Annotated in this window: 22 protein-coding genes, 1 tRNA gene and 1 other RNA gene; 16 read left to right on the top strand and 8 right to left on the bottom strand. The window is 66.3% G+C overall.

Annotated features, from left to right (window positions below; genetic code table 11):
- The first annotated feature begins 12 nt into the window (after positions 1-12).
- Positions 13-204 (top strand): hypothetical protein, encoded by a 192-nt coding sequence (locus V473_RS09485; RefSeq protein WP_066603018.1) that lies wholly within the window; start codon positions 13-15, stop codon positions 202-204.
- Here the strand turns inward: V473_RS09485 and V473_RS09480 are convergent.
- Positions 164-1,294, bottom strand: a complete 1,131-nt coding sequence (locus V473_RS09480) for an HPP family protein (protein WP_066603015.1) — start codon at positions 1,292-1,294, stop codon at positions 164-166. The two genes, V473_RS09485 and V473_RS09480, sit on opposite strands and share 41 nt — an antisense overlap.
- Positions 1,295-1,434: 140 nt before the next feature.
- On the opposite strand from V473_RS09480, the gene V473_RS09475 reads away from it, so the two are divergent.
- Positions 1,435-1,881 (top strand): hypothetical protein, encoded by a 447-nt coding sequence (locus V473_RS09475; protein WP_066603012.1) that lies wholly within the window; start codon positions 1,435-1,437, stop codon positions 1,879-1,881.
- Positions 1,882-2,044: 163 nt separating this feature from the next.
- Here the strand turns inward: V473_RS09475 and V473_RS09470 are convergent, their stop codons facing one another.
- Positions 2,045-2,701, bottom strand: a complete 657-nt coding sequence (locus V473_RS09470) for an alpha/beta hydrolase (protein WP_066603011.1) — start codon at positions 2,699-2,701, stop codon at positions 2,045-2,047.
- A gap of 161 nt (positions 2,702-2,862) precedes the next feature.
- Here V473_RS09470 and V473_RS09465 point away from each other — a divergent pair, with 161 nt between their 5' ends.
- The 13 genes from V473_RS09465 (at position 2,863) to V473_RS09405 (ending at position 13,489) form a co-directional block, all read left to right on the top strand.
- Complete coding sequence (locus V473_RS09465; RefSeq protein ID WP_066603008.1) at positions 2,863-3,927, top strand: cysteine desulfurase family protein; 1,065 nt, start codon at positions 2,863-2,865, stop codon at positions 3,925-3,927.
- A complete protein-coding gene (locus V473_RS09460; RefSeq protein ID WP_066603004.1) occupies positions 3,924-5,012 on the top strand; it encodes a cysteine desulfurase family protein in 1,089 nt (362 codons plus the stop codon). The genes V473_RS09465 and V473_RS09460 overlap by 4 nt, the downstream gene beginning before the upstream one ends.
- Before the next feature lie 20 nt (positions 5,013-5,032).
- Entirely contained in the window at positions 5,033-5,368 is a 336-nt protein-coding gene (locus tag V473_RS09455) for a 2Fe-2S iron-sulfur cluster-binding protein (RefSeq protein ID WP_066603001.1), read from the top strand.
- A 2-nt stretch (positions 5,369-5,370) separates the two neighbouring features.
- Positions 5,371-6,336 carry an SGM family class A beta-lactamase gene (gene blaSGM, locus V473_RS09450; RefSeq protein WP_082679053.1) on the top strand — a complete coding sequence of 322 codons (966 nt, stop codon included), beginning with the start codon at positions 5,371-5,373 and terminating at the stop codon, positions 6,334-6,336.
- A gap of 82 nt (positions 6,337-6,418) precedes the next feature.
- An RNA gene (ffs, locus tag V473_RS09445) (signal recognition particle sRNA small type) lies at positions 6,419-6,516 on the top strand.
- Between the two features lie 50 nt (positions 6,517-6,566).
- On the top strand, positions 6,567-8,189 hold the full coding sequence (locus tag V473_RS09440) for a DNA polymerase III subunit gamma/tau (protein WP_066602996.1): 1,623 nt from the start codon (positions 6,567-6,569) through the stop codon (positions 8,187-8,189).
- On the top strand, positions 8,186-8,509 hold the full coding sequence (locus V473_RS09435) for a YbaB/EbfC family nucleoid-associated protein (protein WP_066602991.1): 324 nt from the start codon (positions 8,186-8,188) through the stop codon (positions 8,507-8,509). The genes V473_RS09440 and V473_RS09435 overlap by 4 nt, the downstream gene beginning before the upstream one ends.
- A 136-nt stretch (positions 8,510-8,645) precedes the next feature.
- Entirely contained in the window at positions 8,646-11,042 is a 2,397-nt protein-coding gene (lon, locus tag V473_RS09430; RefSeq protein ID WP_066602986.1) for an endopeptidase La, read from the top strand.
- 181 nt (positions 11,043-11,223) lie between these two features.
- A complete protein-coding gene (locus V473_RS09425) occupies positions 11,224-11,496 on the top strand; it encodes an HU family DNA-binding protein (RefSeq protein WP_024019962.1) in 273 nt (90 codons plus the stop codon).
- A gap of 220 nt (positions 11,497-11,716) precedes the next feature.
- Positions 11,717-12,283: a septal ring lytic transglycosylase RlpA family protein gene (locus V473_RS09420; RefSeq protein ID WP_082679052.1), complete on the top strand. Its 567-nt coding sequence runs from the start codon at positions 11,717-11,719 to the stop codon at positions 12,281-12,283.
- Positions 12,284-12,376: 93 nt separating this feature from the next.
- Positions 12,377-12,453 (top strand) — tRNA-His (locus V473_RS09415).
- A gap of 120 nt (positions 12,454-12,573) precedes the next feature.
- Positions 12,574-12,969, top strand: coding sequence for a phosphoribosyl-AMP cyclohydrolase (gene hisI, locus V473_RS09410; RefSeq protein ID WP_066605429.1), 396 nt, complete (start codon positions 12,574-12,576; stop codon positions 12,967-12,969).
- Positions 12,956-13,489, top strand: a complete 534-nt coding sequence (locus V473_RS09405) for a hypothetical protein (RefSeq protein ID WP_066602981.1) — start codon at positions 12,956-12,958, stop codon at positions 13,487-13,489. Before hisI ends, V473_RS09405 begins: the two co-directional genes overlap by 14 nt.
- Before the next feature lie 108 nt (positions 13,490-13,597).
- On the opposite strand, the gene V473_RS09400 is transcribed toward V473_RS09405, so the two are convergent.
- From V473_RS09400 to V473_RS09390, 3 genes are all read right to left on the bottom strand, one after another.
- Positions 13,598-14,212, bottom strand: a complete 615-nt coding sequence (locus V473_RS09400; RefSeq protein ID WP_066602978.1) for a YitT family protein — start codon at positions 14,210-14,212, stop codon at positions 13,598-13,600.
- A gap of 99 nt (positions 14,213-14,311) precedes the next feature.
- The gene (locus V473_RS09395) at positions 14,312-15,451 is read right to left on the bottom strand and encodes an aspartyl/asparaginyl beta-hydroxylase domain-containing protein (RefSeq protein ID WP_066602975.1); all 1,140 of its coding nucleotides are present in this window, start codon (positions 15,449-15,451) and stop codon (positions 14,312-14,314) included.
- 40 nt (positions 15,452-15,491) lie between these two features.
- Positions 15,492-16,700 (bottom strand): MFS transporter, encoded by a 1,209-nt coding sequence (locus V473_RS09390; RefSeq protein ID WP_129926288.1) that lies wholly within the window; start codon positions 16,698-16,700, stop codon positions 15,492-15,494.
- Positions 16,701-16,879: 179 nt separating this feature from the next.
- Between V473_RS09390 and V473_RS09385 the strand changes: the two genes are divergently transcribed.
- On the top strand, positions 16,880-17,770 hold the full coding sequence (locus tag V473_RS09385; RefSeq protein ID WP_066602970.1) for an EamA family transporter: 891 nt from the start codon (positions 16,880-16,882) through the stop codon (positions 17,768-17,770).
- A 9-nt stretch (positions 17,771-17,779) separates the two neighbouring features.
- On the opposite strand, the gene V473_RS09380 is transcribed toward V473_RS09385, so the two are convergent.
- Genes V473_RS09380 through V473_RS09370 form a run of 3 tightly spaced genes read right to left on the bottom strand, consistent with a single transcriptional unit; the run spans position 17,780 to position 21,730 of the window.
- Positions 17,780-18,490, bottom strand: a complete 711-nt coding sequence (locus V473_RS09380; RefSeq protein ID WP_408021493.1) for a L,D-transpeptidase family protein — start codon at positions 18,488-18,490, stop codon at positions 17,780-17,782.
- A 39-nt stretch (positions 18,491-18,529) separates the two neighbouring features.
- Positions 18,530-20,797 (bottom strand): NADP-dependent malic enzyme, encoded by a 2,268-nt coding sequence (locus V473_RS09375; RefSeq protein ID WP_066602966.1) that lies wholly within the window; start codon positions 20,795-20,797, stop codon positions 18,530-18,532.
- 27 nt (positions 20,798-20,824) lie between these two features.
- Positions 20,825-21,730, bottom strand: coding sequence for a LysR family transcriptional regulator (locus tag V473_RS09370; protein ID WP_066602963.1), 906 nt, complete (start codon positions 21,728-21,730; stop codon positions 20,825-20,827).
- Positions 21,731-21,820: the final 90 nt, after the last annotated feature.

The following is a 21,820-nucleotide window of genomic DNA, read 5'->3' as shown; positions in this document are numbered from 1 at the left end:
AAGGCAACGCCCATGGCTGGCACGATTTTATCCATATTGATGCTCGCGGGCATGTTGCTGACGGGCGGCGGCGTTTACGCGATCGTGAAGAAAGGCGACCGCAAGCGCGGCGGCCTGATGATTCTTGCGGGGATTGTCATGTTCGGCAACGTCGCGATCAGCGCTATTCCGGGGCCGGACCTGTCGGCGCTGGAGCAGAAATAGAGCGCTGCGCCAGCGACGCCAGCAGGTCGGTCTGCGTCACCAGTCCTTGTAATCTCTGGTCGGCATCCACGACGATGGCGGCATGGCGCGCGCCGCTGCTCAGGGGGCCGATGAGCCGCGCGACCGGTGTGTCGGCATGGACCAGCAGCGCGCGGCGGGCGATGTCGCCGGCGCGCTCACCCTCTCGGCTCAGGTCCAGCGCGCCGATGATTCCCTGCACCCGCCCTGCATCGTCCAGCACCGGCAGCGACAACAGGCCACGCATAAGCATCAGCGCACGCACCTGGCGCAGCGGCTGGCTGGCGGGCACATGGATCACGTCGCGCGCCATGATCTGCGCGCAGGGCACCGCGCCATGCAGCCGTTCGGCCGCGCGCAGTTCGGCGTCCGCCAGCAACTGGCGCAGGTCCGCTTGGTCCACGTCCAGCGCATCGCCATAGCCCTGCACCGCGTCGGCCACGTCCTGCGCGCTCGGACCGGCGCGCAGCAGCGGCGCGGGATCGGCGGTGCCGTGCGGGGCGGGTGCTTTGGGCGCCACATGGGGATAATTGTGACCGGCGATGCGATGGAACAGGACCGCCACGACCAGCAGCAGCAGGGTGTTCACCCCCACCGGCACCAGCGCGAACAGATAGCTGCTCGCCACCCCCTTTACGCCCAGCGCGGCGGACAGCGCCACCGCGCCGCCGGGCGGGTGGAGGCAGCGGAGCAGCGACATGATGGCGATCGCCGCGCCCACCGCCAGCGCGGCGGCGAAGGTGGGATCGGGAACGGCCTTCGCCACGAAGATACCGACCAGCGCGGAAATGACGTTGCCGCCCAGCACCGGCCAGGGCTGGGCCAGCGGACTGGCGGGAACCGCGAACAGCAGCACCGCCGACGCGCCCATCGGTGCGACCAGCAGCGGATGGGCCAGACCATTGCCCAGCATCAGCCCGCACAGCAGCCCGGTCACCGCGATCCCCCCGATCGCCCCACTCGCCGCCTTTAGCCGCTCAAGGAAGCCCGGTCCCGGCGGACCGGCGGGGATGAAGGCGCTGTAATAGCGGCTCCAGATCAGGCGAACGTCATGTTTCGGCGCATCGGACATGGCGCAAGCCGCTATCGTCAGCCGGACGGCGCGCCAAGCGGGAAATTATGGGCCGGGGTAAAGGGCGCTTTGGGCGGTGGCTGGGCGCGGCTTGCGCTACCCGGTATCCTGCGTCCTGCATGTCTGGTAGGATCGAGGCCATGCTCAACCGATCGGCCTCGACCATCCTGACAGCGCTTGGCTGCCTGATTGCGACCTCCAGCCTTGCCGCCCCAGGCCATGCTGCGCCGCCAGCGCCGCCGCCGGCCGTTTCGCCCGTGCCGCCTGCTCCGGCGGAGATCCGCGGCCTGTCCTGTACCGCCGACGACCGATCCGTGCGGGAAATCGTGATCGATTTCACCGCTGGCCGGTGGCGCGAAGGCGGCCAGGGCTGGAACAAGATCGCGGCGCAGGACGATGCGACGATCACCCTGGTCCAGCAGGGCGGAGGGATGTTCAGCGGCCTCCTCAGCGACATGCGGCGGCTGGAGCGGCTGGACCGGTCGACCCTGGTCCTGTCGACCGAACTGCACACCGGCCTGATCGACGAAGTGCGCGCCTACCGCTGCAAGATCGTCGCGCCCTTCGATGCCAAGCGGCAGATATAGGGGAGGACGTAAAAGCGGTTGGCCGCAATCGACCAGCATCGGACATCTTCCCCCTCCCGCTGGCGGGAGGGGAATAGCGGAAATCCACCCCTCCCAGCCTCACATGACACAAAAAAAGGCCGCCTAGCGGGCGGCCTTTCTCGTTCGTCGACTTCCCGATCGCTCAGCGGATCGGGGAGTCCGGTGACAGACGCATGTCGAGATAATTGTCGACCGATTTCATCAACTGGTCGAGTTCATGCTCGAAGAAATGGTTCGCGCCGCGAATTTCGTCATGATGGATGGTGATGCCCTTTTGCGTGCGCAGCTTGTCGACCAGCTTCTGCACCGCGCTGGCGGTCACCACTTCGTCAGACGTGCCCTGCACGATGATGCCCGACGAGGGGCAGGGCGCGAGGAAGGAGAAATCGTACATGTTGGCGGGCGGCGCGACCGAGATGAAGCCGCGGATTTCCGGGCGGCGCATCAGCAATTGCATACCGATCCATGCGCCGAATGACATGCCCGCGATCCAGGTGGTCTGGGCTTCGGGATGAAAACTCTGCACCCAATCGAGCGCGGCCGCCGCGTCGGACAATTCGCCGATGCCATTGTCGAATGTGCCCTGGCTGCGGCCGACGCCGCGGAAGTTGAAGCGCAACACGGCGAAGCCGCGCTTCACGAAGGTCTTGTAGAGCGCCTGGGTGATGCGGTCGTTCATCGTGCCGCCGGCCTGCGGATGGGGGTGCAGGATCATGGCGACCGGCGCGCGCGGGCGGGGCGGGGGGCTGAAGCGGCCTTCGAGGCGGCCTTCGGGTCCGGGGAAAATGACGTCGGGCATGGCACCTGTTATCGTTCTGGGCCACCATGCCCGGATAGGCTGGCGGCGAATGGATGCGGATCGCACAGACAGTCGCATAGGCAAATGCTATTGCTGGCGCTGCGCGGCAGACCGCCTATATAGAAGCCGCCGCCATTTCCGCAATCAATGAGTAACGCCGCTTGGCCGCCGACCGCCTTTATCTCGATCATGCCGCGACCACGCCGATGCTGCCCGCAGCGCGCGACGTGATGATGGAAGCGATGGCGAACTGGGCCAACCCGTCCAGCCCCCATGCCGACGGCCGCGCCGCCCGCGCCAAGCTGGAGGATGCGCGTGCGCGCATCGCGGCGGCGCTGGGCTGGAATGGCCATGTGATCTTCACCTCCGGCGCGAGCGAGGCGATCGCCATCGGCCTGCTGCGCACGAAGGCCGGGCGGGTCGTCACATCGCCGGTCGAACATGACGCGGTGCTGCGCGTGACGAAGGGCGCGGATCGGCTGGCGGTCACTTCAGCTGGTCTCGCCCTTTCTCTTCGTCATTCCCGCCTTCGCGGGGATGACGATCAAGCAAGGGTAGGAACACTCCTCGCCATCCAGCACGTCAACAATGAAACCGGCGTCATCCAGCCGCTCGACCGGATTGATCGCGACGGCGCGATCCTGTTCGCCGATTGCGCCCAGAGCGCGGGCAAACTGCCGCTGCCCGACGCGGACATGATCGCGATCAGCGCGCATAAATTCGGCGGCCCGCCCGGCATCGGCGCGCTGCTGCTGTGCGACCTGGCGCTGATCGAGCCGAGCGGCGGGCAGGAGCAGGGCTATCGCGCCGGGACCGAAAATCTGCCCGCCATCCTTGCCATGGCGGCGGCGCTGGAGGCGCGGGAGGACTGGCTGCCCCGCGCAGCCGCCCTGCGCGCCCGGCTGGACGCAGGGATAGAGGCGGCGGGCGGCATCATCGTGGCGCCCGATGCGCCGCGCCTGCCCGTCATTGCCAGCTACCGTATGCCCGGCCTGTCGGCCCGTGCGCAGTTGATCCAGTTCGACCTGGCCGGCATTTCCGTCTCAGCAGGCAGCGCCTGTTCGTCCGGCTCGCTCAAGACCAGCCATGTGCTGGGTGCGATGGGCTGGGACGAGGCGGCCGCGGCGGAGGTCGTGCGCGTCAGCTTCGGCCCGCAAACATGCGACAGCGACATGGACAGGTTTATCGCAGTCTGGAAAAGTATGGCGGAACGGGCAAGTCAATGATTTACCTGGATTATCAGGCGACTACCCCACTCGCGCCCGAAGCCTTTGACGCGATGGCGCCGTTGCTGCGCGACCAGTTCGCCAACCCGCACAGCACCCATCGATTGGGCCGCGCCGCTGCCGCGCAGGTGGAGGCGGCCCGCAACGCAATCGCCGGGCTGCTGCCGCCCGGCGGCCAATTGATCTTCACCTCCGGCGCGACCGAAGCGCTCAACATCGCTATCCAGGGCGCGCCGCCGGGCGGCATCGTCACTATCGCGACCGAACATGCCGCGGTGCTGGATACGGCAGAGGCGATGCGCCGGACCGGGCGGGATGTGACCGTCCTGCCGGTCGGGCCGGACGGCATCGTCGATCTGGAGGACGCCGCCCGCGCCATCGTTCCAGGTGTCGCACTCGTTGTCGCCATGCTGGTCAATAACGAGATCGGCGTGATCCAGCCGGTCGCCGCCCTCGCCGACCTGGCGCACCGGGCCGGCGCGCTGTTCCTGTGCGATGCGGTGCAGGGCTATGGCCGCATCCCGATCCCTTCCGTCTGCGATATGGTCGCAATCAGCGCGCACAAGATCCATGGTCCCAAGGGCGTGGGCGCGCTCTGGCTGCGCGACGGCGTGCGGCCCACGTCCTTGATCCATGGCGGCGGACAGGAAGGCGGGCTGCGGTCCGGCACGCTATCGCCTGCGCTCTGCGCCGGATTCGGCGTTGCGGCGCGGTTGATGCGCGAGCGGGCGGACAGCGACCGCGCCCATGTGGAAAGCCTCGCCGCGCTGGCCGCCACATTGTTTGCGGACTGGACGCTCAACGGGTCGCAAACGGCGCGTTATCGCGGAAATCTGAACCTGCGCCGCGACGGCATAGATGGCGCGCGGCTGTTGTCGGATTGTCGCAATGTTGCTTTTTCGCTCGGTAGCGCTTGCGCAAGCGGGTCTGGGCGGCCTAGCCATGTCCTGCGCGCGCTGGGGCTGACCGATGCCCAGGCGCGCGGATCGGTGCGGATCGGCTTTGGCCGCTACACAAGCCGGGAAGAGTTGGAGAGGGCGGCAGAAGCATTGAATGAGGCGGCAGCCGCACAAGCGGCGCCGTAAAAGGGAGCGCACGCATTAGCATGACCAGGGTCACCTTCATCAGCGCCGATGGCGAGAGACGACAGGAGGTTGACGCGCCCGCCGGATCGGTGCTGCTCGATATCGCCCAAGCCGCAGGTCAGCCGCTGGAGGGCACATGCGAAGGGCAGATGGCCTGTTCAACCTGCCATGTCGTCGTCGATGCAGAGGATTTCGCGCGCCTGCCGCGCGCCAGCGAGGATGAAGAGGATATGCTCGACCTCGCCGCCGCCGCCACCCGGACCAGCCGCCTGTCCTGCCAGATCATCATTGACGACAAGATGGACCGGCTGACGGTCCGTATTCCCGGTGAATTCAACAATATGCAGGGCATGTGACCGTGAAGAATTTGACTGCTCTGGCGACGCTGGCCTTGCTGGCGGCGCCTTCGATCGCCGCTGATAAGAAGACGACGTCCGCCAAGCCGCCCGAACCGACCGGACGGCTCGATTCTCTGTTGCCGCCTGCGCCGCGCTATCTGGTGCCGCAATCGGCGCTGACGTCGGTGCGCAACCCGGCGGAGATCGAGAAGGAGACGGGCGGTCGGCTGGGCGTCGCGCTGGTCGATCGGAGTGGCGCGCTGCTGCTGGGCTTCAACCGCGACGAGCGGTTCGCCATGTGCTCGACCTTCAAGGCGCCGCTGGCCGCCGCCGTGCTGATCGGCGCGGAAGGCGGCAAGTTCGGGCTGGAAGGCGAAATCCCCTTCAGCGGCGACGACATCCTCGATTACGCTCCGGTGGTGAAGAAGAACAAGAAGCGCGGCCGCATGAGCATGGGTGAACTGGCCCAGGCCGCGGTCGAGGTGAGCGACAACAGCGCCGCCAACCTGCTGCTGCCGATGCTGGGCGGGCCGGAGGGGCTGACGGCGTTCATGCGCGCCCATGGCGACGCCACGACCCGGCTCGACCGCACCGAACCGACGCTCAATGAAAATGCGGAGGGTGATCCACGCGACACCACCACGCCGGCCGCCATGGCCGGGCTGATGGGCCGGCTCTTCTTTCGCGACATGAAACCCGCGAGCGTTAATCGCCTGCGCAGTTGGTTCAACGCCAGCAGCACCGGCGACAAGCGGATCAAGGCGGGGCTGCCCGCAGGCTGGACGTCGGGCAGCAAGACCGGCAGTTGCGGCACCGCCTATAATGACGTGGCGCTGGTGAAGGCGCCCAATGGCGACGAATATGTCCTGGCCATCTATCTCGACCGGCCAACGGTGGACGCGAAGAAGGCCGAGGCCGCGATCGCCGAAACCGCGCGCGCCGCGCTCGATTTCGTGGGCAAGGCGCAGAAGAGCGGGCTGGAATAATATGTGGCATGTTCCCGCGAAGGCGGGAACATGTATAGCCTAAGCCCCCTTGCCATCCCGGTCCCCTTTCGCCATATGCCGCGCCGGGAGTCGGGCGGACGTGATCGTCGCGAACCTGGTCAGGTCCTGACGGAAGCAGCCACAGTGATTTCGTCACGGGTCGTTCCGGCTCCCACCCTCCACCTTCATCCAGCTTCGACAATAGCCACCCGAACGGCTAGACGATGACTATGTCCGATTCCCCGCAGCCCTATCGCGTCCTGGCGCGCAAATATCGACCGCGCAGTTTCCGTGAACTGATCGGGCAGGATGCGATGGTCCAGACGCTGGGCAATGCGATCAGGCGTGGCCGGCTGGCCCACGCCTTCCTGATGACCGGCGTGCGCGGGGTGGGGAAGACCTCCACCGCGCGGCTGATCGCCAAGGCGTTGAATTGCATCGGCCCGGACGGGCAGGGCGGGCCGACCATCGACCCCTGCGGTGTGTGCGAACCTTGCGTCGCCATTGCCGAGGGTCGGCATATCGACGTGGTCGAAATGGACGCCGCCAGCCACACCGGCGTGGACGATGTGCGCGAGATTATCGAGGCGGTGCGCTATGCCGCCGTGTCGGCGCGCTACAAAATCTACATCATCGACGAAGTCCATATGCTCTCCAAAAACGCCTTCAACGCGCTGTTGAAGACGCTGGAGGAGCCGCCCGCCCATGTGAAATTCCTGTTCGCCACGACCGAGGTGAACAAGGTGCCGGTGACGGTGCTGTCGCGCTGCCAGCGCTTCGACCTGCGCCGCATCCCGGCGGAATTGCTCGCGGGCCATTTCGCGCATGTGGTCGAGGCGGAAAGCGTCGCGGCGGAACCCGATGCGCTGGCGCTGATCGCGCAGGCGGCCGAAGGGTCCGCGCGCGACGGCCTGTCGATCCTCGACCAGGCGATCGCCCATGCGGAAATGGGGGACGGCGATCCCATGGTCAGCGCCGCGCAGGTGCGCGACATGCTGGGCCTTTCGGACCGCGGATCGGTGCGCCGGCTGCTGGGCCTGCTGCTGGAAGGCGATACGGGCGCGTTGCTGGGCGCGGTGCGCGACCAATATGCGCTGGGCGTCGAGCCGCTTGCGCTGATGCGCGGGCTGATGGAGCTGGTCCATGCCGTGACCCTGGCGAAGGCCGGTCGCGACATCGCCAGCCCCGGCCAGTCGGCCGAGGAGCGGGAGGCGCTGGCCGATTGGGCGGCGCAACTGGGCTTCGCGCCGCTGCATCGCCTGTGGCAATTGCTGCTCAAGGGGCATGACGAGGTGGCCAGCGCCGTCCTGCCGATCGAAAGCTGCGAAATGGCGCTGCTGCGCGTCATGCACGCCGCGACCATGCCCGATCCGGGCGAACTGGCGCGGATGCTGCGGGATGGGGCGCCCGCCATGGTTGCGCCTGCTTCCGGTGGAACGCCTGCCGCGCCGTCCTCCGCGCCCGCCGCGCGGCTGCCCGCTACGATGCAGGAAATCGTCGCGCTGATCGACCGGCAGAAGCCGTTGCTGGCCAATCATCTCAATGATTGCGCCGCGCTCGTCTCCCTTAGCCCGCCTGATATCGCCCTTCGCCTGACCCATGCCTGGACGCATGGCGACTTCAAGCGTGACCTGGAGCAGGCGCTGAACGCCGCGACATCCGGAACCCGATGGGTCGTGACGCTGGCGGAGAGCGGCGGCGATCAGACGCTGTTGGAGCAGGAGCAGGCGGGCAAGGCTGCGGCGCGCGCCGAGATATTGGAAACCCCGGTGGTCAAGGCGGCGATCGCCGCCTTCCCCGAAGCGGAGTTGGTCGAAACCGACCGGCCCGAACAATGGAGTGCAGGACAATGAAGGACTTGAACGAAATACTGGGCATGGCGAGCCGTGTTCAGGAGGAATTGCAGCGTGCGCAGGACAATCTCGACAAGCTGGAGGTCGAGGGCGCGGCCGGTGGCGGCTTGGTCAAGGTGCGGGCGTCGGCCAAGGGCCGCATCCTGGGCGTGTCGATCGACGACACGTTGATGGCTCCATCCGAAAAGCCGATATTGGAAGACCTTGTCACCGCTGCGTTCAATGATGCGCGCAAGAAGGCGGACGAGATCAGCAATGCCGAAATGGGCAAAATGACCGCCGGCCTGCCGCTGCCCCCCGGCTTCAAGCTGCCGTTCTGATGCCGGACGCGATGGATCGATCACCTGCGGTTCATCGTTTCGTCATTATGACAGCTCGCAATTGATTGCTGCGACGGGCGTCCCCATAAAGGCGATGAACCGTAGAGAGGCCGCTTCCTTCGGCCCCGGAGATTGAATGACTGTGCAATATCCCCTTCTGCCGCTGCGCGACATCGTCGTCTTCCCGCAGATGATCGTTCCGCTCTTCGTCGGTCGCGACAAGAGCGTCGCTGCGCTCGAAGCGGCGATGGAAGGTTCGAAGGAAATCTTCCTCGTGTCGCAGCTCGATCCGGCGGAGGACGATCCGGGTCGTGATTCGCTCTACGACACCGGCGTCGTCGCGGTCGTACTCCAGTTGCTCAAGCTGCCCGACGGCACGGTCCGCGTGCTGGTGGAAGGCAAGCACCGCGCCCAGCTGGATTCGATGGAGGCGCACGAAACCTACCTCGTCGCCAATGTCGATGATGTGGAAGAGATCGTCGCGGAAGGGCCGGAAGCCTCCGCGCTGATGCGGTCGGTCGCCGAACAGTTTGAAAATTACGCCAAGCTCAACAAGAAGCTGCCGGCCGAGACGCCGGTGCAGCTGCGCGAGATCGAGGATGCCGGTCGCCTGGCCGACGCCGTGTCGGCGAACATCAACGTCAAGGTGTCCGACAAGCAGTCGCTGCTGGTCGAGGCGGATCCGGTCAAGCGCCTCGAAATGGTCTTCGCCTTCATGGAAGGCGAACTGGGCGTGCTCCAGGTCGAAAAGAAGATTCGTGGCCGCGTGAAGCGCCAGATGGAAAAGACCCAGCGCGAATATTATCTCAACGAGCAGCTAAAGGCGATCCAGCGCGAACTGGGCAACGGCGAGGGTGAGGAGGGCGACGAACTCGCCGAACTGACCGAGAAGATCGCCAAGACCAAGCTGAGCAAGGAAGCGCGGTCAAAGGCCACGGCGGAGCTGAAGAAGCTCAAGGGTATGCAGCCCATGTCGGCCGAAGCGACCGTTGTGCGCAACTATCTCGACGTGCTGTTGGGGCTGCCCTGGGGCAAGAAGGGCAAGGTCAAGAACGACCTTAAGAAGGCGCAGGACATCCTCGACGAGGATCATTTCGCGCTGGAGAAGGTCAAGGACCGGATCATCGAATATCTCGCCGTGCAGGCGCGCACCAATAAATTGAAAGGCCCGATCCTGTGCCTCGTCGGTCCGCCGGGCGTCGGCAAGACCTCGCTCGGCCGTTCGATCGCCAAGGCGACGGGGCGCGAGTTCGTGCGCCAGTCGCTGGGGGGCGTGCGCGACGAGGCCGAAATTCGCGGCCACCGCCGCACCTATATCGGCTCGCTGCCGGGCAAGATCGTCACCAACCTCAAGAAAGCGGGGACGATGAACCCGCTCTTCCTGCTGGACGAGATCGACAAGCTGGGCCAGGATTTCCGCGGCGATCCGGCTTCTGCCCTGCTCGAAGTGCTGGACCCCGAACAGAATAGCAAGTTCCAGGACCATTATCTGGAAATCGACGTCGATCTTTCGGACATCATGTTCGTGACGACCGCCAACTCGCTGAATTTGCCGCAGCCTCTGCTCGACCGCATGGAGATCATCCGGCTGGAGGGCTATACCGAGGACGAAAAGGTCGAGATCGCCCAGCGTCACCTGATCGCCAAGCAGATCGACGCCCATGGCCTCAAGGGCGACGAGTTCGTGGTGACGGAGGACGCCGTGCGCGACCTCATCCGCTATTATACCCGCGAAGCCGGCGTCCGCACGCTGGAGCGCGAAATTGCGCGTCTCGCCCGCAAGGCGCTGCGCAAGATATTGGAGGGCGCTTATGACAAGGTCGTCATCACGCCCGACAATCTGGCCGATTATGCCGGCGTGCGGAAATTCCGTCACGGCATGGGCGAGGACGAGAATCAGATCGGCGCGGTGACGGGCTTGGCCTGGACCGAGGTGGGCGGCGAATTGCTGACGATCGAGGCGGTGACAGTGCCCGGCAAGGGCATGATCAAGACCACCGGCAAGCTGGGCGAGGTCATGAACGAATCGATCCAGGCGGCCTTTTCCTATGTCCGGGCGCGTTCACCCGGCTATGGGATCAAGCCCAGCGTTTTCAACCGCAAGGACATCCATATCCATCTGCCCGAAGGCGCAGTGCCCAAAGATGGTCCGTCGGCCGGCATCGGCATGGTGACCTGCATCGTATCTACCCTGACCGGGATTCCCGTCCACAAGGACGTAGCGATGACCGGCGAGGTGACGTTGCGCGGGCGCGTGCTGCCGATCGGCGGCCTCAAGGAGAAGCTGCTGGCGGCGTTGCGCGGCGGCATCAAGACGGTGCTGATCCCGCAGGAAAACGAGAAAGACCTAGCGGAAATTCCCGCCAACATCCGCGACGGGCTGGAAATCGTGCCGGTCAGCCATGTGGACGAGGTGCTGGCGCGGGCGCTGGCATCGGTTCCCGAAGCGATCGCCTGGACCGAGGAGGACGACCTCGCCGCCCAGCCGAGCAATGCGCCCGGCCGCGACAGCGATCCCGCGCTCCGTCACTAAGCCAATCCGAAACCGGCGGTTTGCCGTCGGTTTCGGCATATTTCGCGCAGGTGGGCGCAAATTTCTATCGAAGCGGAGGGCTTTGTCGCTTTCCCTTTGACAGGCGCAGAAATCCGCGCCTTATTGCGCCGCCTACGCCGCGATTCCTAATCAACCAACAGCACAAGGGGGTTCCCAAGGCATGAACAAGCAGGATTTGATCAGCGCAGTCGCTGAAAGCAGCGGCCTCAGCAAGAATGACGCGACGAAGGCTGTGGAAGGCGTGTTCGACGCCATCACCGGCGCTCTGAAGAAGGGCGACGAAGTGCGCCTCGTCGGTTTCGGCACTTTCTCGGTTTCGCAGCGCAAGGCTTCGACCGGCCGCAATCCGCGCACCGGCGAGACGATGACCATCAAGGCTTCGGCGCAGCCGAAGTTCAAGGCCGGCAAGGGCCTGAAGGATTCGGTCAACTAACGGACGTGGCGCCTGTCATCTGGCGGGCGCCCACCGTTTGACGACCTACCGGCATCGCGGCCGGAAAGTTTTTCAGGAGAGTGATGCGGCGACAGGAAGCGATCTTCCGCGACGCAAGATGCCGTCAGGTGAAGGGACGAAGAGGCGCCATGCCTTTTTGTCCCTTTCTTTTTGCCCACCCGGCCTCGACCCGCTCGTCTGCCGACGATAGGAAGGCCGCATGACGGGACGCGCGGGCAGATATATCTGGATCATTTGCGGGCTTGCGATGCTCTCCGCCTGCGCCGGCGGCGACTATCGGCCGGTGCGCGATACGCCGGTCAGGATCGGCCCGCCCTACAAGGTGCGCGGCACGACCTATGTCCCGGCGGCGGAACCGACCTATGACATGCTGGGCTACGCCAGTTGGTATGGTTCGGAATCGGGCAATCGCACCGCCAATGGCGAACGATTCCGCGCCAAATGGATCACCGCCGCGCACACCAGCCTGCCGCTGCCCAGCTATGTCGAGGTGACCGCGCTCGATACCGGCCGGACCATCCTGGTTCGCGTCAACGATCGCGGCCCCTTCGCCGGGCGCGGGCGGGTGATCGACCTGTCGCGCGGCGCGGCCGAACAACTGGGCATCCGCGCCCAGGGCCATGCCGCTGTGCGCGTCCGCTTCGTCGATCCACCCGAAAAGGATAGGGAACGGCTGCGCAAGGGGAAGCCCGCGTCGGATCGGCCAAGGGTTGCGGAGAGGACGCTGGTCAATTTGAGAGCGCAGTTGCGCGCTGTCGGCCTTTGACGGCAGGTAAAAATTGCCTGCGGCATTTGTTCGCTTGACGGCCGGTAATGGGCCGCATATGTGGCCAACTCTCGCGGGCCGGAAGGCCCTGTGGCGATCGTAGCTCAGTTGGTTAGAGCGCCGGTTTGTGGTACCGGAGGTCGCGGGTTCGGATCCCGTCGATCGCCCCATTTTCTGATTTTCCCCCTGATCCGAGGGGATCGTCTCGCGCCGGGACGGTCATGCCTTTCCTATCATCGGATACGCAAAAGCGGTTCCCACTTGTCCGCGCGATGCTCTATAGCGCCCCCATGACCGATGCGCGCGACAAGGGGCTGACCCTTAATCCCAAATATGACGATCATGGCCTGATCACCGCTGTCGTGACCGACGCGGCCGACGGTGAAGTGCTGATGGTCGCACATATGAATGCGCAGGCGCTGGCGCTGACGGTCGAAACCGGCCTCGCCCATTTCTGGTCGCGCAGCCGCCAGGCGCTGTGGAAGAAGGGCGAGACGTCCGGCCATATGCTGGCGGTGCGCGACATCCGCATTGATTGCGATCAGGACGCGGTCTGGGTGAAAGCGGTCCCGGCCGGCCCGACCTGCCACACCGGCGCGCGGTCCTGCTTTTTCCGTCGGGTCGGGCCGGATGGCCTGACGTCCGTCGATCTTGCGGCTGATCCGTCCATCAATGCCGCGGGCTAGCCTCGCGCTGCTTTTTCTGCTGGCGGCGTGCCAGCGCGCGCCGACGGCCGCCAATGCAGCCGCATCGGATGCTGGTGGTGCGCCGGCGTCCGGGCTGGAACGGGCCGCGATCGAAAGCGGGGCGATCACCGACACGGGCAAGACGTCGCCCGTAGGCCTATACCAGCGCAGCCATGAGGCAGGGCGCGACCTGCTTTGCGTCATGCCGGCCAAGGATGCGGCCTTTCGCTTCGGGCTACAGGCCAATTTCGGCGAGGACCAGAGCTGCCGCGGGCAGGGGACGGCGCGGCGGGCAGGCGACAAGCTGATCCTGCACTTCAAGGGCGGCGACCGCTGCATTGTGGTGGCCCAATATGATGGCGACCAGGTGGCGCTGCCGGGCGTGGTCGACATGGCCTGTGCGGACCTGTGCGAGGGCCGCGGTACGCTGGAGGGAGTTAGCTTCCCACGCATCGCCAATGACGCCGCCAGCGCCCTGCGCGCGCGCGACAGCGACGGCAAGGCGCTCTGCGAGGGATAGCGGCCTTGGAGCGATTGCTAATCCGATGGAATCATCTGATGACTCGGACATCGCGTAAATCCAATAATCTGGAGTGGCTGGTCCGATGCAATCGGACCGCGAACCGCTCTAGTGGCCGATATAACGCCCCGGCCGGTGGTTGACGATCAGCACCGCATTGATGGCGGCGGCGGACAGGATCGACAGGCCGAACCGCTCCACGCTCAGGATCGGCAAGGACGCCAGCAGGATCGCGATGTCGCACAGCATTTGCGTCCGCCCCGCATTCCAGCCGCGCGACCGTTGCAGGATCAGCGCGACGACCCCGACGCCGCCCACGCCCGCGCCATGGCGGGCGATCGCCAATATGCCGAAGCCGATGATCGACCCGCCGAACAGGGCGGCGAAGAAGGGGCTGATCCGCGCGATGTGCAGCGCCGCCGGCATGGCCAGCCCCACGCCCATGATCGCGACATTGGCGAACAGCGTCTTCAACCCGAACGCCACCCCCATCGCCCGGCCCGCGAAGAGAAAGAAGGGAATGTTGATGAGCAGGAACAGGAGCGCGGGCGACCAGTGGAGCAGATAGGATAGCAGCAGCGCGATCCCCGCCATCCCGCCGGTCACCAGATTGGCGGCCTTCAGCATCATCAGCCCCAGCGCGATGAAGGCGCAGCCGATGGCGATGGCATAGCCGTCCTCGGCCAGGCTGTGGGGGCGGGGAGAAGGGGCAGTGATGGTCATGTGGGCAAGGTTCCTGGGATCATGCCCGGCCATCCTCTTGCCCATTTTTCGGCGTCATATGTGCTTATGCGCCGCTGATAGCGGGACGGCGCGTCCCGTTCAACCGCCGGTATCGACCTGCGCCGGCCCGAAGGCGTCGATCGCCTGGAACAGCCGAGTCAGCGCCTCGCGCTCTTCCGCGTCGATCTCCGGCCGCCACACTTCGAACAGCAACACGACGCGGGTGTCGGCGCTGCGGTTCCACGCCTCATGCTCGACGCTGTCGTCGAAGATCAGCATTTCGCCCCGGCGCCAGTCGCGCGTCTCCGCGCCCACGCGCAGCGTGCAATCGGGTGGCGTCAGCAGCGGCAGGTGGCAGATCAGCCGGGTGTTGAGCAGGCCATGATGCGGCTGGATATGGGTGCCGGGCTTGAGCAGCGACCATAATGCCATCGGCGATCGGCCTGCGATCACCGGCATGGGCGCCAGCGCCAGTGCCTCCATCACCGCGGGGCAGCGCTGCGCATTTTCCGCGACCGGCGCGCCGCCCTGCCAGAAATAGAGCGCGCCCCAACTGGGATCGTCGCGCAGCGGATTGTTGGGCGCAGGCCTGTTGGTGGCGGTCTGCACATAGGGGGCGAAATCCGCCTCTTGCGCGCGCACTGCGTGCAGTTCCGCGACGATCGCATCGGTCATCGCCTCCATCGGCGCGACCCAGTCGAACTCCTTCCGTTCGTAGAAGGCGCGCTGGGGCAGGCCGGGGAAATAGAACATGCTGGGTTGTTGTAGATAGACGTCGCGCTTGCCCAGCAGCAGGTCGGTGGCGTGGGCGATGCGGGGCAGGGGCGGCAGGTCGGCAATCGCGGCGGTCAGATGATCCTCGAACCGCTGGCTCGACCGGGCGACGCTGGCCTGCGCCTGTTGGAGCAGCGGTTGGAGCTGCGGCGGCGCGCCGGTTGCGGCCGCCTGCGCCAGTGCCGCGCGGAACCAGCTTATCGATCCGCGCTCGTCGTCGCGCCGCAGCGCATTCCGCCCCATGGCGAGCAGCGCCGGCAGGTTGCGCATATCGCCGTCCAATATGCGCCGCAGCGCCGCCGCTTCGCCGTCCAGATCTCCGGCGCGACTATGCGCCTGCGCCAGCAGCATCGCGGGCGGATCGCCCATCTCGCGCAGCGTCGCCAATGCGCCATCGGCATCGCCGCGGCGCAGGGCGGCCACCGCCGCCTCCTGCAGTCTCGTCTCTCTCGCCGGATCATTCATGCCACCGCCATATCCGGCGGCGATGCGGCGCGAAAGCGGCTTATTCGGCGGCGGCGGGGATCAGGCCCGGTGCGCGCCGTTCCAGCATGATCGCCAGCAGGAAGACGGCGAGGCCGCCCAGCGCCAGCGCGGCGCCGATCCAGCCCGTCGAAACGAGGCCATAGCCTGCCGCGATCGACAGGCCGCCCAGCCACGGTCCCAATGCATTGGCCATATTGAAGGCGCTATGGTGCAACGCCGCCGCCAGCGTCTGCGCTTCGCCCGCCACGTCCATCAGCCGCGCCTGCAACGGCGTGCCCAGCCCCCCGCCGATGCCGATCAGGAAGATGTTGAGGCTGAGCGTCCAGATATTGCCGGCCATTAGCGGGAACAGCGCCAGTGACGCGGCGCTCCACAGCAACACGCCGATGACGGTGCGGTTGCGCGCCTTGTCCGCCAGCCAGGCGACGACCAGATTGCCCAATGTCATGCCTATGCCGAAGATCGCCAGGATCAGCGGCACGTAGCTTTCCGACACATGGGTGACCTCCATCATGGTCGAGGCGACATAGGTATAGACGGCGAACAGACCGCCAAAGCCGATCGCGCCGGTCAGCAGGGTCAGCCAGACCTGCCCCCTGGCCAGCGCCGTCAACTCGCGCATCGGGCTGGCTTTTGTGTCGCCAGCGTCGCGCGGGGCGTAGAGCGCCACGAGAGTCACCGTCGCCACGGCCAGCGCCGCCACGACGAAAAAGCCGGAGCGCCATCCCAGCACTTGCCCCATCCAGTTGGCGACGGGCACGCCGATCACCGTGGCCACGGTCAGGCCCGACATGACCTTGGCGATCGCCAGCGTGCGCTGTTCGATCGGCACCAGATTGGCGGCGACCAGCGCCGCGACGCCGAAATAGGCGCCATGCGGCACGCCGCTCAGGAACCGGAACAGCAGCATCCAATGATAGCTGGGCGACAGGGCGGACAAGCCGTTGGCGAGCGCGAACATCGCCATCAGGCCGATCAGCAGCGTCCGCCGCGGCAGGCGCGCGCCCAGGGCGGCGATCACCGGCGCGCCCGCGACCACGCCCAGGGCATAGGCGCTGATCGCATGGCCGGCGGTCGGCAGGTCGATGCCCAGATCGCGGGCGAAGAAGGGCAGCAGGCTCATCGACGCGAATTCGGTGGTGCCGATGGCGAACGCGCCGACCGCCAGGGCGAACAGGACAAGCGCGGGATGCGTCTGATGGGGAAGCGCGGTCTGGGAAGCGCCCATGGCAAGCTCCATGCTGCAATGCAAAAATGTGCGGAAGCATCGCAAATGGGCCTAGTGACAGCGCTGGTCAACCCTGCATTCGTATGAGTTTTCTGCATTTGCGTCGCCGGTTGGCGCAATTGGTGCGGCGGTGCGCAAGCCGCTCGCCTGGCGCGATGGATCGTCTATAGGCTCCGTACATGGACAGACATGACGGACAGGACGGCGACAGGGCGGCGCTGCTGGGGGCGGGGGCGGTGCTCGCGTCGCTCATCTCGGTCAATTTCGGCGCGGCCTTCGCCAAGACGATATTTCCGCTGCTCGGCGCGGCCGGCGTCGCGGCGCTGCGCATCAGTCTGGCGGCGGTCTTGCTGTGGCTGTTGCGCAGGCCGTGGCGGTGGTCCGTGCCTGTGGGCGCAGGTTGGTGGCTGGCCGGCTATGGCGCGACGCTGGGTCTGATGAACCTGTGCATCTATCTGGCGTTCGAGCGCATACCGCTGGGTGTGGCCATCGCGATCGAGGTGGTGGGGCCGCTGGCGGTCGTGCTGTTCGGGGCGCGGCGGCCGCGCGATTTCTGCTGGCTGGCGGCGGCGGTGGCCGGCCTGCTGCTGTTGCTGCCGCTGCGCAGCGACGCCCCGCTCGATCCGGTCGGCGTCGCCTTCGCCTGCGCGGCCGGCCTGTGCTGGGCACTCTATATCGTGGCGGGCAAGCGGGTGTCGGGCGTCGTTGGCGGGGATGCCGTCGCCTGGGGGATGCTGGCCGCGGCGATCCTCGTCCTGCCGCTGGGCGTCGCCCATGCAGGCGCGGCGCTGCTGTCGCCCGGCGTCCTGCTCGTCGGGCTGGTCATCGCCATCCTGTCGAGCGCCTTGCCCTATTCGCTGGAGATGGAGGCTATGCGGCGCCTGCCCGCCCATGTCTTCGGGCTGCTGGTCAGCGCGTCGCCCGCCGTAGGCGCGCTGGCCGGTTTTATCGTGCTGGGCGAGCGGCTGACGCCGCTTCAGTGGATTGCGATCGCGTGCATCATGGCCGCGTCGGCCGGCAGCGCGCTGACCGCGGGCCACAAGCCCGCGATCGAGGATGCGCCGCAATAAGCGGATGGCCTACCCGCTCACCTGCGCCTGGCTGACGTCCAGCATCTTGCCGTCGGTAATCACCACCATGTCGCCAACCTTTGTGACGCCAAAGAGCTTCTTGGCGAATGCGACAGGCACGCCGATGCAGCCATGGGTGCCGCGGCCCCATTGCACGTCGCTGCCGTGGATGAAGACGCCGTCGCTGGTCAGCCGCTGCGCGAAGGGCATGGGCGCATTGTCATAGGTGCGCGAAAAATAATCGGCATGTTTCGCCATGATCGGGAAAGCGCCCTTGGGGCTGGGCTTGTCGGTCGCGCCGTAGAGGATCACCGCCGCGCCGATCTCATAGCCGGCGCGGAACACCGACAGGGTCTGCGCGCGCAGATCGACGGTGATGATGACGGGGCCGGTCGCCGGCGCGCCCTGTTCGTCCCAGGCATAGTCGCCATGGCGGAACGGCCCGTCGATCTTGAGCACGCGCTTGACCCGCAACGCGCCCGGATCGACCGCCATGCCCTGGTCGCTGCGCCGCTCGATCGGCTTGGCGGGGGCAGGGGCGGGGACGGAGGGAGGGGAGGGTGTAGCGGCGGGCGCGGCCGCCGTTTCGGACGACGCATGGCCTTCCAGCGCCGGCCGATCGATCGATGCGAACACAACCAGGCCGGTCAACGCCACTATCCCGCCGATCGCCAGCTTCGGCCCGACCTGTTTCAGGAAACCCGCCATCTCTATCCTCATGCCTCCATGCCCGGTCAGCATAGGCGCCAAAGGTTAATCCTAGCCTTCCCGCGCCACTTCCGCCGCTGCGATCGCGGTCAGGTTCAGGATGCCGCGCGAGGTGACGCCGGGCGTCAGCACATGGATCGGCTTGCTCAGGCCCATCAGCATCGGCCCGACCGTGGGCGAACTGGAGGAGGCCGACAGCGCGGTCAGCGTGATGTTCGCCGCGTCGAGGTTCGGCATGACCAGCAAATTGGCCGGCCCCTCGAACCGCGAATCGGGGATCAGCCGTTCGCGCAACGCCTGGCTGAGCGCCGCGTCGGCATGCATTTCCCCATCCACCGCCAGTTCGGGCGCGGCGTCGCGCACGATCTTGAACGCCTTGCGCATCTTGCGCGCGCTGTCGGTGTGCGACGCGCCGAAATTGGAGTGGGACAGCAAAGCCGCCCGCGGCGTCAGCCCGAAATGCTGGATTTCCGTCGCCGCCAGCAACGTCATTTCGGCGATCTGTTCCGGCGTCGGGTCCGGCACCATATGGGTGTCGGTGATGAACAGCGCGCCCGCGTCCAGGATCAGGCCCGACAACGCATAGACGCGGCTGTGGCCGGGCGTGCGGTCGATGATGCGCAGCACATGTTCGACCTGCCCCCAATATTCGGACCGCCCGCCGACCAGCGCGGCGTCGACCCGCCCGGTCTGCAACAGCATCGCGGCGGTGATGGTGGGGCGGCGATAGACGTGGCGCAATATTTCGTCGGCCGGCACGCCGCGGCGCGACGCGACCGTGCGATAAGCCTCGACCAGTTCGCCCATCACCAGATGGTCGGTTTCCGGATCGATCACCTCGACATCGCGGTCCAGGTCGAAGCTCAGCCCCAGTTCGGGCAGCTTCTGGGCCAGGATGCGGCGGCGCGCGACGACGGTCGGGCGGACGATGCCTTCGTCCAGCGCGTCGCGAATGGCGCGCAGCACGCGATCGTCCTCGCCCTCGCCATAGGCGATGCGGCATCCGGTGCCGCGCGCGGCTTCGAACACCGGCAGCATCAACTGGCCCGACCGCGCGCTCTGGCGCGACAGGCTGCGCTTGTAATCCTCCAGGTCCAGCGTCTTCTTCGCGACGCCGCTCTCCATCGCCGCGCGGGCCACCGCGACCGCTATCTCGCCGATCAGGCGCGGGTCGAAGGGGGTGGGGATGATATAGTCGGCACCGAACACCAGCCTGCGCCCGCCATAGGCTTGCGCGACGCTGTCATGGGCGGGCATCCGGGCGAGGTTTGCGATGGCGTCGGCCGCCGCGACCTTCATCGCCTCGTTGATCTGCGTCGCGCCGCAATCCAGCGCGCCGCGGAAGATATAGGGGAAGCACAGGACGTTGTTGACCTGGTTGGGATAGTCCGACCGGCCGGTGGCGATGATCGCGTCGGGACGCACTTCGCGCGCGGCCTCCGGGCGGATTTCCGGTTCCGGGTTGGCGAGCGCGAAGATCAGCGGATTGGCGGCCATCAGCGGCAGCCATTCCGGCTTCAGCACGCCGGGCGCGGACAGGCCCAGGAACAGGTTCGCGCCCGGCAGCACGTCGGGCAGGGCGCGCGCATTGGTGGTGCGGGCATAACGCGCCATGTTGGGCAACATGCCCTCACGTCCCGAATGGATGACGCCATCCTTGTCGGTCATGGTGACGTTTTCGATCGGCAGCCCCATCGACACCAGCAGGTCGACGCAGGCCAGCGCGGCCGCGCCCGCGCCCGACGTCACCAGCTTTGCGTCGGCCAGCGTCTTGCCCTGCAGCACCAGAGCGTTGCGCACAGCGGCGGCGACGACGATGGCGGTGCCATGCTGATCGTCATGAAAGACCGGGATGTTCATCCGTTCCTTCAGCCGCGCTTCGATCGCGAAACATTCGGGCGCCTTGATGTCTTCCAGGTTGATGCCGCCGAAGGTCGGCTCCATCAGTGCCACGGCTTCCACGAACTTGTCCGGGTCGGTCGTATCCAGTTCGATGTCGAACACGTCGATATCGGCGAATTTCTTGAACAGGACGGCCTTGCCCTCCATCACCGGCTTGGACGCCAGCGCGCCGATCGCGCCCAGACCCAATACGGCGGTGCCGTTGGAGATGACGGCGACCAGATTGCCGCGCGCGGTATAGTCCATCGCCTTGTCGGGATCGGCGGCGATCTCCACACAGGGCGCGGCGACGCCGGGCGAATAGGCCAGCGCCAGATCGCGCTGGTTCACCATGCGCTTGGTCGGCTCTATGCGGAGCTTACCGGGCTGGGGATAGCGATGATAGTCGAGAGCGGCGCGGCGGGTGTTATCGTCCATGCGATGCGCCTTAGTGACTGCGTTTCGTCAGGGCAACCCAATGCGGTCCCAGGGGGGCTTCGGGACATAAAGTGTCACAAGAAAATCGATGAACGCGGTGATCGCGGCAGGCGGATTCTGCTGTGGCAGTTGCACGGCGAACAGGCTGACATCGGTCGACCCCTCATAATCCGGCAGGATTTGCCGAACATCGCCGCGGTCGAGCGCGGCGCTGATATCCCATAGCGATCGCAGCGCGATGCCGCCGCCCGCCAGCGCCAGTTCGCGCACCAGTTCGCTGCTGTTGGTGCGGACATGGCTGCGCCCCTCGACCGCTACCGGCCCTTTCGGCCCGACCAGTCGCCAGGGCATCTGTCCTTCGGCGGCCAGCAGGCGATGGTTTTTCAGGTCCGCGATCGTCTCCGGCACGTCGAACCGCTCCAGATAGGTGGGCGCGGCGCACAGGATGCGGCGGTTGGCGGCGAGCTGGCGCGCGGTCAGGCCCGGACCAGGATCGGCAGTGATGCGGATGGCGAGGTCCGCGCGGCTCTCGATCAGGTCGCTGAAATCGTCCGACAGGTCGATGCTCAACTCCACCCTGGGATGCGCGTCGATGAAGCGCTGAAGATAGGGCGCCAGGTGCATCCGCCCGAAGGATGTCGGCGCGGTGATGCGCAGCGGCCCGCTCGCCACCGCCGACGCGCCCGACACGCGCCGCTCCGCCTCGTCCAGCGCCGCCAATATGCCGCGCAGGTCGGCATGGAGCCGCTCGCCCGCCGGGGTCAGCGCCAGCCGCCGCGTAGTGCGATGCACCAGCTTGGCGCCCAGCCGCTCCTCCAGCCGCGCCAGCCGCTTGGACATCATCGCGGGCGAGACATGCAGCCGCCGTCCAGCCGCCGCCAGTCCGCCCTCGTCCACCACGCATACGAACAGTTCATGATCGGGATCCATCATATTCGTTCACCACAGGAATGACTGTATTCGTATAATAGCGTATACACGGCATAATGGGAATCGGCTATCGCTATCGCAACAGTTGTCCTT

The sequence above is a fragment of the Sphingobium cupriresistens LL01 genome, assembly GCF_001046645.1.
Taxonomy (GTDB): domain Bacteria; phylum Pseudomonadota; class Alphaproteobacteria; order Sphingomonadales; family Sphingomonadaceae; genus Sphingobium; species Sphingobium cupriresistens.
The sequence above is the reverse complement of the archived record's forward strand: the minus strand, read 5'-3'. Positions and strand labels throughout refer to the sequence as shown.